The organism is Citrobacter sp. Cf088, from assembly GCF_030334295.1.
Lineage (GTDB): Bacteria > Pseudomonadota > Gammaproteobacteria > Enterobacterales > Enterobacteriaceae > Citrobacter > Citrobacter freundii.
This window is the reverse complement of the sequence record NZ_JAOWEE010000047.1, coordinates 38,868-51,556: the sequence shown is the minus strand read 5'-3', so window position 1 is coordinate 51,556 and position 12,689 is coordinate 38,868. Positions and strand designations below refer to the sequence as shown.

At 54.5% G+C, this 12,689-nt stretch carries 10 protein-coding genes and 1 other annotated feature; of the genes, 7 read left to right on the top strand and 3 right to left on the bottom strand.

Annotation, left to right across the window (positions count from 1 at the left end; genetic code table 11):
* Positions 1-82 precede the first annotated feature (82 nt).
* From dnaX to hemH, 6 genes are all read left to right on the top strand, one after another.
* Positions 83-2,014, top strand: a complete 1,932-nt coding sequence (gene dnaX / locus OGV71_RS10100) for a DNA polymerase III subunit gamma/tau (protein ID WP_204583969.1) — start codon at positions 83-85, stop codon at positions 2,012-2,014.
* Positions 1,347-1,411: a sequence feature (DnaX frameshifting element), on the top strand. It overlaps the preceding gene by 65 nt.
* A 57-nt stretch (positions 2,015-2,071) precedes the next feature.
* The gene (locus OGV71_RS10095) at positions 2,072-2,401 is read left to right on the top strand and encodes a YbaB/EbfC family nucleoid-associated protein (RefSeq protein WP_003021764.1); all 330 of its coding nucleotides are present in this window, start codon (positions 2,072-2,074) and stop codon (positions 2,399-2,401) included.
* Positions 2,401-3,006 (top strand): recombination mediator RecR, encoded by a 606-nt coding sequence (recR, locus tag OGV71_RS10090; protein ID WP_003021767.1) that lies wholly within the window; start codon positions 2,401-2,403, stop codon positions 3,004-3,006. Before OGV71_RS10095 ends, recR begins: the two co-directional genes overlap by 1 nt.
* 110 nt (positions 3,007-3,116) lie before the next feature.
* Positions 3,117-4,991, top strand: a complete 1,875-nt coding sequence (gene htpG, locus OGV71_RS10085) for a molecular chaperone HtpG (RefSeq protein WP_032942554.1) — start codon at positions 3,117-3,119, stop codon at positions 4,989-4,991.
* A 232-nt stretch (positions 4,992-5,223) separates the two neighbouring features.
* Complete coding sequence (gene adk, locus OGV71_RS10080) at positions 5,224-5,868, top strand: adenylate kinase (RefSeq protein ID WP_003021773.1); 645 nt, start codon at positions 5,224-5,226, stop codon at positions 5,866-5,868.
* A 164-nt stretch (positions 5,869-6,032) separates the two neighbouring features.
* Positions 6,033-6,995, top strand: coding sequence for a ferrochelatase (hemH, locus tag OGV71_RS10075; protein ID WP_071696867.1), 963 nt, complete (start codon positions 6,033-6,035; stop codon positions 6,993-6,995).
* Here hemH and aes read toward each other — a convergent pair.
* Positions 6,992-7,951 carry an acetyl esterase gene (aes, locus tag OGV71_RS10070; protein WP_003021777.1) on the bottom strand — a complete coding sequence of 320 codons (960 nt, stop codon included), beginning with the start codon at positions 7,949-7,951 and terminating at the stop codon, positions 6,992-6,994. The genes hemH and aes overlap by 4 nt on opposite strands.
* Positions 7,952-8,103: 152 nt before the next feature.
* On the opposite strand from aes, the gene gsk reads away from it, so the two are divergent.
* Positions 8,104-9,408, top strand: coding sequence for an inosine/guanosine kinase (gsk, locus tag OGV71_RS10065; RefSeq protein WP_003021781.1), 1,305 nt, complete (start codon positions 8,104-8,106; stop codon positions 9,406-9,408).
* Between the two features lie 44 nt (positions 9,409-9,452).
* Here gsk and ybaL read toward each other — a convergent pair whose 3' ends face one another.
* Both ybaL and fsr read right to left on the bottom strand, forming a co-directional pair.
* On the bottom strand, positions 9,453-11,132 hold the full coding sequence (gene ybaL, locus OGV71_RS10060) for a YbaL family putative K(+) efflux transporter (protein WP_003021783.1): 1,680 nt from the start codon (positions 11,130-11,132) through the stop codon (positions 9,453-9,455).
* A gap of 225 nt (positions 11,133-11,357) precedes the next feature.
* Entirely contained in the window at positions 11,358-12,578 is a 1,221-nt protein-coding gene (gene fsr, locus OGV71_RS10055) for a fosmidomycin MFS transporter (RefSeq protein WP_003021788.1), read from the bottom strand.
* Positions 12,579-12,689 lie beyond the last annotated feature (111 nt).

The following is a 12,689-nucleotide window of genomic DNA, read 5'->3' as shown; positions in this document are numbered from 1 at the left end:
ACACACAACCTCGCCGTTGCTGCGAGGTTGTGTTAGCATTACCCTCCTGTGAATCCACCCTCCAGCCTTTCAGAGCCTGCCAATGAGTTATCAGGTCTTAGCCCGAAAATGGCGCCCACAAACCTTTGCTGACGTCGTCGGCCAGGAACATGTGCTGACGGCACTGGCGAACGGCTTGTCGTTAGGGCGTATTCATCATGCTTATTTGTTTTCCGGCACCCGTGGCGTCGGTAAAACCTCTATCGCCCGCTTGCTGGCGAAGGGATTAAACTGTGAAACTGGCATCACCGCTACGCCGTGCGGCGTGTGCGATAACTGCCGGGAAATTGAGCAGGGGCGTTTTGTCGATTTGATTGAAATCGATGCCGCCTCACGCACTAAAGTCGAAGATACTCGCGATCTGCTGGATAACGTCCAGTATGCGCCCGCGCGCGGGCGCTTTAAGGTCTATTTGATCGACGAAGTGCACATGCTGTCGCGCCACAGTTTTAACGCCTTGCTGAAAACGCTCGAAGAGCCGCCCGCGCACGTCAAATTCCTGCTGGCGACCACCGATCCGCAGAAGCTGCCGGTGACCATCCTGTCGCGCTGTCTGCAATTCCATCTTAAAGCGCTGGATGTCGAACAGATTCGCCATCAGCTTGAGCATATTCTCAAAGAAGAGCATATCGCCCATGAACCGCGTGCGCTGCAACTGCTGGCTCGCGCCGCGGACGGCAGCCTGCGCGATGCGCTAAGCCTGACCGATCAGGCGATTGCCAGCGGTGATGGTCAGGTCTCGACCGACGCGGTCAGCACCATGCTCGGCACGCTGGACGACGACCAGGCGCTCTCGCTTGTTGAAGCGGTTGTGGCTGCGGACGGCGAACGCGTGATGACGCTGGTGAACGACGCCGCCGCGCGTGGTATCGAATGGGAAGCGCTGCTGGTTGAGATGTCGGCTTTGCTGCATCGTATTGCCATGGTTCAGCTTTCACCTGCTGCGCTCGGTAGCGATATGGCCGCCATTGAACAGCGTATGCGTGAACTGGCGCGAATTGTACCGCCTACCGATGTGCAGCTTTACTACCAGACCCTGTTAATCGGGCGCAAAGAACTGCCGTATGCGCCGGACAGGCGAATGGGCCTCGAAATGACGCTGCTGCGTGCGCTGGCTTTTCATCCGCGCATGCCACTCCCGGAACCTGAAGTCCCGCGCCAGTCGTTTGCCCCGGTCGTACCCACAGCGGTAATGACCCCGACGCAGGTGCCACAGCAGCAACCTGCGCCAGCGCAACAGCAACAGAATGTGCCGCTTTCCGATGCCACCAGTCAGGTGCTGGCGGCGCGCAGTCAACTGCAACGTGCTCAGGGAGCAACCAAAGCAAAAAAGAGTGAACCGGCAGCCGCTTCCCGCGCGCGGCCGGTGAATAATGCTGCGCTGGAAAGACTGGCTTCGGTGTCGGAACGTGTTCAGGCGCGTCCGGCAGTCTCTGCGCTGGAAAAAGCACCGGCGAAGAAAGAAGCGTATCGCTGGAAAGCGACCAATCCTGTTGCAGAAGTCAAAGAAGTCGTCGCCACGCCGAAAGCGCTGAAAAAAGCGCTTGAGCATGAAAAAACGCCGGAACTGGCGGCAAAGCTTGCGGCTGAAGCCATTGAACGCGACCCGTGGGCCGCCCAGGTGAGCCAGCTCTCGCTGCCTAAACTGGTAGAGCAGGTGGCGCTTAATGCCTGGAAAGAAGAGAATGGCAACGTGGTTTGCCTGCACCTGCGTTCCACGCAGCGACACCTTAATTCCAGCGGCGCGCAGCAAAAACTGGCCGAAGCACTGAGTACCTTAACGGGGTCAACGGTTGAATTGACCATCGTTGAAGATGATAATCCTGCGGTGCGCACGCCGCTGGAGTGGCGTCAGGCCATTTATGAAGAGAAGCTCGCGCAGGCGCGTGAGTCGATTATTGCGGATAATAACATCCAGACGCTGCGTCGTTTTTTCGATGCGGAGCTGGACGAAGAGAGTATTCGCCCCATTTGATCGTCAGCCTAATGGTTTGACGGTCGTCATCCCTTAACGTGATTGAGAGAGAAGCCTATGTTTGGTAAAGGCGGTCTGGGTAACCTGATGAAACAGGCCCAGCAGATGCAAGAAAAAATGCAGCAGATGCAGGAAGAAGTCGCCAAGCTGGAAGTGACCGGCGAATCTGGCGCGGGTCTGGTAAAAGTGACCATCAACGGCGCGCATAACTGCCGTCGCGTGGAGATCGATCCAAGCCTGCTGGAAGACGACAAAGAGATGCTGGAAGACCTGGTTGCTGCGGCATTCAACGACGCGGCGCGTCGCATTGAAGAGACGCAGAAAGAGAAGATGGCCTCTGTTTCTTCCGGAATGCAGCTGCCGCCTGGCTTTAAGATGCCGTTCTGATGCAAACCAGCCCGCTGTTAACTCAGCTTATGGAAGCACTGCGCTGTCTGCCGGGCGTTGGCCCGAAGTCGGCGCAGCGCATGGCGTTCACGCTGCTTCAGCGCGATCGCAGCGGCGGGATGCGTCTGGCGCAGGCGTTAACGAAGGCGATGTCGGAAATCGGCCACTGTGCCGATTGCCGCACCTTCACAGAGCAAGACGTCTGCAACATCTGTTCGAACCCGCGTCGCCAGGAAAACGGTCAGATTTGCGTGGTGGAGAGTCCGGCGGACATCTACGCCATTGAGCAAACCGGGCAATTTTCCGGACGTTACTTCGTGCTGATGGGACACCTGTCGCCGCTGGACGGTATCGGACCTGATGATATCGGGCTGGATCGTCTTGAACAGCGACTGGCGTCTGAGCAAATCAACGAACTGATTCTGGCGACCAATCCCACGGTCGAAGGAGAGGCGACCGCCAACTATATTGCTGAGCTTTGCATGCAATATGGCGTTGAAGCCAGCCGTATCGCCCATGGCGTTCCGGTAGGCGGCGAGCTGGAAATGGTCGATGGCACCACGCTGTCGCACTCTCTGGCAGGACGACACAAGATTAAATTCTGAACAAACGGAGGCCGCGACGGCGGCTTCCGCTTGAAATCCTTCCCGCTTGTCCCCATTTCACCCTCAACGTGTTTTTACCATTGAAAATGGCATTGTTGAGGTAGATCTACATGAAAGGACAAGAAACTCGTGGTTTTCAGTCAGAAGTAAAACAGCTTCTGCACCTGATGATCCATTCTCTGTATTCCAATAAAGAAATCTTCCTGCGTGAGCTTATCTCTAACGCCTCGGATGCGGCAGACAAGCTGCGTTTCCGCGCACTGTCTAACCCGGACCTGTATGAAGGTGACGGTGAGCTGCGTGTGCGTGTTTCCTTCGATAAAGATAAGCGTACGTTGACCATTGCCGATAACGGCGTGGGGATGAACCGTGATGACGTTATCGATCATCTGGGGACCATTGCGAAATCCGGCACCAAATCTTTCCTCGAATCCATGGGCTCCGATCAGGCGAAAGACAGCCAGTTGATTGGTCAGTTCGGGGTTGGTTTCTACTCTGCCTTCATCGTGGCGGACAAAGTTACCGTGCGTACCCGTGCTGCGGGTGATAAACCGGAAAACGGCGTGTTCTGGGAATCTGCGGGCGAAGGCGAGTACACCGTAGCCGACATCACCAAAGACGATCGCGGCACCGAAATCACTCTGCATCTGCGCGAAGGCGAAGACGAGTTCCTCGATGACTGGCGCGTACGTTCCATCATCAGCAAATATTCCGACCATATCGCGCTGCCGGTAGAGATCGAAAAATCCGAAGAGAAAGACGGCGAGACCGTGGTTTCCTGGGAAAAAATCAACAAGGCGCAAGCGCTGTGGACGCGTAACAAGTCGGAAATCAAAGACGACGAGTACAACGAATTCTACAAGCACATCGCCCACGACTTCACTGACCCGCTGACCTGGAGCCACAACCGTGTGGAAGGTAAGCAGGAGTACACCAGCCTGCTGTATATCCCGTCGCAGGCGCCGTGGGATATGTGGAACCGCGATCACAAGCATGGTCTGAAACTGTACGTCCAGCGTGTCTTCATCATGGACGATGCCGAGCAGTTCATGCCGAACTACCTGCGCTTTGTCCGTGGTTTGATAGATTCTAACGATCTGCCGCTGAACGTTTCTCGCGAGATCCTGCAGGACAGCACCGTCACCCGTAACCTGCGCAGCGCGCTGACCAAACGCGTACTGCAGATGCTGGAAAAACTGGCAAAAGACGACGCGGAAAAATACCAGACTTTCTGGAAGCAATTCGGCCTGGTGCTGAAAGAAGGCCCGGCGGAAGACCACGCCAACCAGGAAACTATCGCTAAGCTGATGCGCTTCGCGTCTACGCACACTGACTCCTCCGCGCAAACCGTGTCGCTGGAAGATTACGTGTCGCGAATGAAAGAAGGGCAGGAGAAAATCTACTACATCACTGCAGACAGCTATGCGGCGGCGAAGAGCAGCCCGCACCTGGAACTGCTGCGTAAGAAAGGCATCGAAGTGCTGCTGCTTTCTGACCGCATCGATGAGTGGATGATGAACTACCTGACCGAGTTCGACGGTAAGGCATTCCAGTCCGTTGCTAAAGCTGACGAGTCCATCGACAAGCTGGCGGATGAAGTTGACGAATCGGCAAAAGAAGCGGAAAAAGCGCTGACGCCGTTCGTTGAGCGTGTGAAAACCCTGCTGGGTGACCGCGTGAAAGAAGTGCGTCTGACTCACCGTCTGACCGACACGCCAGCCATCGTTACCACCGATGCGGATGAAATGAGCACCCAGATGGCGAAACTCTTTGCCGCTGCGGGCCAGGCCGTACCGGAAGTGAAATATATCTTTGAACTGAACCCGGACCACGTGCTGGTAAAACGCACGGCGGATACTCAGGACGAAGCACAGTTCAAAGAGTGGGTTGAGCTGCTGCTGGATCAGGCGCTGTTTGCCGAGCGCGGCACGCTGGAAGACCCGAACCAGTTCATTCGTCGTATGAACCAGTTGCTGGTATCCTGATACCTGTAATGTAATGCCGGATGGCGCTAACGCTTATCCGGCCTACAACATCTTTTTGATCGTAGGCCGGATAAGGTGTTTACACCGCCATCCGGCAATTTCTTTCCTTATTTTCAATTTTCCCGCCATTAACCGTTTCAGCGCAGACTACCTTCCTTGAGCCAATTGCGTGATGGTGGTATCGTTTAGCGCTTTTTAAAAAATATCGACAACCTTTAAGGGGATTTTCGTAATGCGTATCATTCTGCTTGGCGCTCCGGGCGCGGGTAAAGGAACTCAGGCTCAGTTCATCATGGAGAAGTATGGTATTCCGCAAATCTCCACCGGTGATATGCTGCGTGCCGCCGTGAAATCTGGCTCCGAGCTGGGCAAACAAGCGAAAGACATCATGGACGCCGGTAAGCTGGTGACTGATGAGCTGGTGATCGCGCTGGTAAAAGAGCGTATTGCTCAGGAAGACTGCCGTAATGGTTTCCTGCTTGATGGCTTCCCGCGTACTATTCCGCAGGCAGACGCCATGAAAGAAGCGGGCATCAACGTGGACTACGTTCTGGAGTTTGACGTACCTGACGAACTGATCGTTGACCGTATCGTCGGTCGCCGCGTACACGCTGCTTCTGGCCGCGTTTACCACATCAAATTCAACCCGCCTAAGGTTGAAGGCAAAGACGACGTGACCGGCGAAGAGCTGACCACCCGTAAAGACGATCAGGAAGAGACCGTACGTAAGCGCCTGGTGGAATACCATCAGATGACCGCACCGCTGATCGGCTACTACTCTAAAGAAGCGCAGGCGGGTAACACCAAATACGCGAAAGTTGACGGCACTCAGGCCGTGGCTGACGTGCGCGCAGCGCTGGAAAAAATCCTCGGCTAATTTTTTCGCGTAATTAAACCTCTTATCAGGTCTGCCAATATCTCGTAGGCCTGATAAGCGCAGCGCCATCAGGCAAATTCTCGTCTTACCTTTCACAGCAATTAGTTCTTCTTTACCGCTTTTCCGCTACAATTATCAACAATTTGAATCGATAAGAGGCGGTAATGCGTCAGACGAAAACCGGTATCCTGCTGGCAAACCTCGGCACTCCCGATGCCCCAACTCCCGAAGCCGTTAAGCGCTACCTGCGCCAGTTTTTAAGCGATCCACGCGTAGTCGATACGTCCCCTGCTCTGTGGTGGCCGCTGCTGCGCGGTGTGATTTTGCCGCTGCGAGCGCCGCGTGTGGCAAAGCTGTACCAGTCAATCTGGATGGAAGACGGTTCCCCGCTGATGGTCTACAGCAAGGCGCAACAGCAGGCGCTGGCACAACGTCTGCCTGATACGCCTGTCGCGCTGGGGATGAGCTACGGTTCGCCGTCGCTCGAAAGCGCGGTCGATGAACTGTTGGCAAGCGGAGTGGAACACATGGTGGTGTTACCGCTGTACCCGCAATATTCCTGTTCGACAGTGGCGGCAGTCTGGGACGAGCTGGCGCGCATCTTAGCGCGTAAACGCGGTATTCCCGGCGTCTCTTTTATTCGTGATTACGCCGATGACAGCAGCTACATTGATGCTCTGGCCAAAAGTGCCCGGGATTCATTCGCTCAACATGGCGAACCTGATTTACTGCTGCTCTCCTACCACGGCATTCCGCAGCGCTACGCCGATGAAGGCGATGACTACCCGCAGCGCTGTCGCGATACGACGCGTGAGCTGGTTTCAGCGCTTGGTCTGCCGCCGGAAAAAGTCATGATGACCTTCCAGTCACGCTTTGGCCGCGAACCCTGGCTGACGCCGTATACCGACGAAACGTTAAAAATGCTGGCGGAGAAAGGAACCCGACATATCCAGGTTATGTGTCCGGGCTTCGCGGCTGATTGCCTCGAAACGCTGGAAGAGGTAGCGGTGCAAAACCGGGAGATTTTCCTTGAGGCTGGTGGTAAGCAATATGAGTATATTCCGGCGTTGAATGCCACACCGGAACATATCGAAATGATGGTTAAACTGACCGCCGCCTACCGCTAAAGCTGTTGCTTAAAGAAACGCGCGCCGTCCTGCAGAGCTTCATCGGCGGTTTTCATCACTCGCGAATAGTGCAGGAAGGCGTGCAGCGTACCGGGATACATTTTGTACTGGCAGGGTTGCTGATGCGCTTGTAACGTCTGGAATAATAAGCGGCTATCGTCAATCAGCGGATCGAACTCCGCGCCGGCGATAAAACACGGCGGTACGTCACGCGTCAGATCGTTATTAAACAGGCAATAGTACGGTGACTCGCGATCGTCAGCGCTACGTAGGTACGCGTTTTCATACATCTGCAAGTCCTCACGGGTTAACCCATCCCACGCTCCGCCCATCAGCCGTCGGCTCAGTGAATCCTGCAGCCCGTAAAGCCCATACCACAACAGCACGCCAGCCACCTTGCCGCAGGCAATGCGTTTATCCCGCAGCCACAGCGCGCTGGCAAGCGCCAGCATGGCTCCGGCGGAATCGCCCGCAAAACCAATCGTATTGATATTGAGGGAATAGTCGCCAGCATGTTGATGATAGTACTGGCAAACGGCGACGATCTCTTCGATGGCTTGTGGGTAGCGCGCTTCCGGCGATAGCGAATAGTCGATGCCAATAACTGTGCACTGGGTGTAGTGCGCCAGTAAACGCATAATCCGGTCATGGGTATCCAGATTACCGAGAATAAAACCGCCGCCGTGCAGGTAATACAGCGTGGCCTGGCTTTGGGGCTGCGGAGCGTAGATGCGTGTGGCAACGGGGCCGCACGCGGTAGAAATCACGCATTCTCGGGTATGCATCTGCGGGGCATCGGCATTCCACAATCGCCGCTCATGAATGTAGTGTTGGCGCTGGGCCACGAAGTCATCGGCAGCGGGCCACGGCGGCAAATCGTCGCGATGAAAATTCACCACGCTTTTCATTTCATCCGAAATTTTGTCGAGTACGGGGATTTTGTTTTCCGGCTTCATAAAACGCTCCTTGTGAAGGTGAGTTATTGTAGAAATTAATCCCGGATAAACTGCGATCTCACCGTCCGATATTGAAACTCAGCGTCGCATCGCATGCGCTGCAGGGAATGTGCTACCATGCATCGCTCAGTTAACCACCCGTAAAATCGACCATGAAATTTCCCGGTAAACGTAAATCCAAACACTATTTTCCCGTCAGCGCGCGCGATCCGTTGCTGCAACAAATTCAGCCAGAAAATGAAACCAGCGCAGCCTGGGTGGTGGGCATCGACCAGACGTTGGTGGATATTGAAGCCAAAGTGGATGATGACTTTGTAAAACGTTATGGATTAAGCGCCGGGCATTCTCTGGTGATTGCCGATGATGTCGCAGAAGCGCTCTATCAGGAACTGGTGCGTGAAAATTTGATCACCCATCAGTTTGCGGGCGGTACGATCGGTAACACGATGCACAACTACTCCGTGCTGGCGGATGACCGCTCGGTGCTGCTGGGCGTGATGTGCAGCAATATCGAGATTGGCAGCTATGCGTACCGTTATTTATGCAATACCTCCAGCCGTACCGATCTGAACTACCTGCAAGGCGTTAATGGACCGATTGGTCGTTGCTTTACGCTGATTGGTGAATCCGGAGAACGTACCTTCGCCATTAGCCCAGGGCATATGAATAAGCTACGGGCGGATAGCATCCCTGAATCGGTAATTGCCGGAGCGTCCGCGTTGGTGCTGACATCCTATCTGGTGCGCTGCGAGCCGGGTGAGCCGATGCCGGAAGCGACCATGAAGGCGATTGAATACGCTAAAAAACACAATGTGCCGGTGGTACTGACGCTGGGCACCAAATTCGTCATTGCCGATAACCCGCAGTGGTGGCAGGCATTCCTCAAAGAGCATGTCTCTATTCTGGCGATGAATGAAGAAGAGGCTGAAGCGCTGACCGGCGAGAACGATCCGCTACTGGCGTCCGACAAAGCGCTGGATTGGGTGGATCTGGTGCTGTGCACTGCGGGTCCGGCGGGTCTGTATATGGCGGGCTTTACGGAAGAAGAAGTCAAACGTAAAACCCAGCATCCGCTGCTGCCTGGAGCGATTGCCGAATTCAATCAGTACGAATTCAGCCGCGCCATGCGCCATAAAGACTGTACCAATCCGCTGCGTGTGTATTCGCACATTGCACCGTATATGGGCGGGCCTGAAAAGATAATGAATACCAACGGTGCTGGCGACGGCGCGCTGGCGGCATTGCTGCATGATATTACCGCCAACAGCTATCACCGCAGTAACGTGCCTAACTCCAGCAAGCACAAGTTCACCTGGCTGACCTATTCGTCGCTAGCCCAGGTGTGTAAATATGCTAACCGCGTGAGTTACCAGGTGCTGAACCAGCATTCACCGCGCCTGACGCGCGGTTTGCCGGAACGTGAAGACAGTCTTGAAGAGTCGTACTGGGATCGCTGAGTTCTTGCCCGATGGCGCTACGCTTATCGGGCCTACGCGTAACATTAACTGGCGGTAGCAACTTCACCGGCAGGCGGTGTTTCAATTAGCTCCAGCATGGTGCGGGCGATTTCACGCTCGCCCATGACGACCTGATTGGCGCCGCGCTCGGTAATATATTCCACCTCATCGTCATAATGTGCGCGGGCGATAATCTCAATCGACGGGCACTTCTCGCGAGCGGAAGCGACAATTTCACCCGCTTCATAGCCATTCGGAATGGTTAGCAACAGCCAGCGTGCGCAATCCAGATGCGCCAGATTCATAATCTCTTCGTTAGCGGCATTTCCTAGCACCGCGCGGATCCCACGCTCGCGCAGTTCATCCACTCGGGTACGTGAGGTTTCGATAACCACCAGCGGGATCCCCGCAGCCATCAATTTCTCACCCAGCAGGCTGCCGACGCGACCAAAGCCAACCAGCAGGGCGTGATTGCAGATATCCACCGGAATTTGCTTCTCTTCTTCGATAGCCTCTTCCAGAGTCTGCTCTTCCAGCGTTTCTGTTTTGGCGAGATATTTTTCTAACACCGCGAACAGCACCGGGTTGAGCATTATGGACAGGATTGCCCCTGCCAGCACCAGATTCTGTCCGGCCTGCGGCAGCAGGTTTAACGCCATTCCCAGACCCGCCAGGATAAAGGCAAATTCACCAATCTGCGCCAGACTGGTGGCAATGGTGAGCGCCGTGCGTTGAGAGTGACCAAACAGGCGCACCAGGAAATAGGCGGCAAGGGATTTACCAAAGATGATAATCGCCAGCGTGCCCAGTACTGCCAACGGCTGCTGGATCAGGACTAACGGATCGAACAGCATTCCGACGGAAACGAAGAACAGCACGGCGAACGCATCGCGCAGCGGCAGGGTGTCATGCGCCGCACGGTGGCTCAGCTCAGATTCATTCAGCACCATACCGGCGAAGAATGCGCCCAGCGCAAAGGAGACATCAAACAGCTCTACTGCGCCGAAGGCGATACCTAAGGCGAGGGCGAGGACTGAGAGGGTAAACAGTTCGCGTGAACCGGTTGCGGCGCTGCGGGCCATAATCCACGGTACCAGGCGACGCCCCACCAGCATCATAATCGCGATAAACGCCACCACCTTACCGATGGTAATGCCCATATCGACGGCCAGCGAAGCGAAGCCGACATCTTCTTTTTCCAGCATTCCGGCGACTGCTGGCAGGAGAACCAGCGTCAGCACCATCATCAGATCTTCGACAATCAGCCAGCCAATGGCAATTTGCCCGCGCTGGCTGTCAATGAGCTGTCGTTCTTCAAGCGCACGCAGTAGCACCACGGTGCTGGCGGTTGAAAGACACAGACCAAACACGATCCCCACCATCAGCGACCAGCCTAATACAGCTGAAAGCGCCATACCCAGCAGCGTTGCCACTGCTATCTGGGCAATCGCGCCGGGAATGGCGATTGACTTTACCGCCATCAAATCCTTCAGGGAAAAGTGCAGCCCGACGCCGAACATCAGCAGAATAACGCCAAGCTCGGCCAGTTCAGGCGCGAGCTTAGTATCAGCAACAAAACCAGGTGTAAATGGACCGGCCAGAACGCCCGCTAACAGATATCCCACCAGAGGAGAAATACGTAGTTTATTGGCAATCATGCCTAATATAAAAGCGAGCACAAGGCCGCCGACAATGGTGGTGATAAGCGGGGTGGCGTGATGCATTCCGTCTCCTTTGGTTGCTGTGATGATCCTAAAAACCCAAACTACGAGTAATAGTTTATGACAATTTTAATGTTTATGTTTATGAATAATTATTGAATTTTGAAGAAAACGGGATTTTAAGCGTAAAAAAGCACGGATCGGAAAAGTACGGTGATATGTGAGAGGTAAAGGCTGATGGCTACTGTAAGTAATGACGGCCAAAATTTACTTTTGGCCATCAGAAAATCAGGCTTTGTGTCGGTTATCAGGTAAGAATATGGTCAGTATCCCCAGAAGTGGCAGGAAAGCACATATTTTGTAGACCAAATCGATGCTGGTATGGTCGGCTATCAGCCCTAGCACCGCGGCTCCCAAGCCGCCCATGCCGAAGGCAAAACCAAAAAATAACCCAGAAACCATGCCGATACGCCCAGGAAGCAGCTCCTGTGCGTAAACCAGAATGGCAGAAAACGCCGATGCGAGGATAAAACCAATGATCACGGTTAAAATCCCGGTCCATTCCAGCGTTGCGTAGGGTAAAACGAGGGTAAATGGAGCAACGCCGAGGATAGACCCCCAAATAACATATTTTCTGCCAATTTTATCGCCTAATGGTCCGCCAATCACCGTCCCGGCCGCGACGGCAAACAGGAAGGCAAACAGGTGAAACTGGGCGTTTTGTACCGATAATCCGAATTTTTGCATCAGATAAAAGGTGTAATAGCTGCTGATACTCGCCATATAGAAGTATTTGGAGAAAATCAGTACCAGCAGGATGCTTACAGCCAGCACCACTTTATTACGCGGCAACGGATTAACGATAGCGACCTTCGGCTTTCCTTTACTCATCCGATGCTGCGCGGCATACCAACGGCTGATTTGCGCCAGGACGACAATCGCTAATAGCGCAGCCAGAACAAACCAGGCCACATTACCCTTACCATATGGCGCGATGATGACAGCCGCCAGCAACGGTCCCAGTGAGCTGCCGAAGTTGCCGCCAACCTGGAAAATCGACTGGGCAAGGCCGTGGCGACCGCCGGAGGCCATACGCGCCACACGGGACGATTCCGGGTGAAATACCGAAGAGCCGGTGCCAACCAGCGCCGCGGCGAGCAGCACCATATGGAAGCTGCCGGCCATGGCCAGCAAAACAAGCCCGCTCAGCGTGAAGCACATTCCTATGGGCAGCGACCATGGCATCGGATATTTGTCCGTCCAGTAACCCACCACCGGTTGCAGCAGCGAAGAAGCTAGCTGGAAGGTTAGGGTGATCATCCCGATCTGCATAAACGTCAGCGAGAACTCTGACTGCAATAGCGGATAAATCGCCAGGATCAGCGACTGAATCATATCGTTTAGCAAATGGGAGAGGCTGATCGCTCCTAAAATGCCAAATGAGGTGCGTGCTTTAGCAACCGACGCTGACGCGCCAGCCACAGGCTGGGTTGGTTCACTTATTGCCATAGAAAGTCACTTCTGTTTGGGTTGCGATTATGAGGGTAATCTAATTTGTTATTATTACCTGACTAACATACCTGCGGAAGGTGTTTGAAGGAAGTCTCATTTCTGAAAACA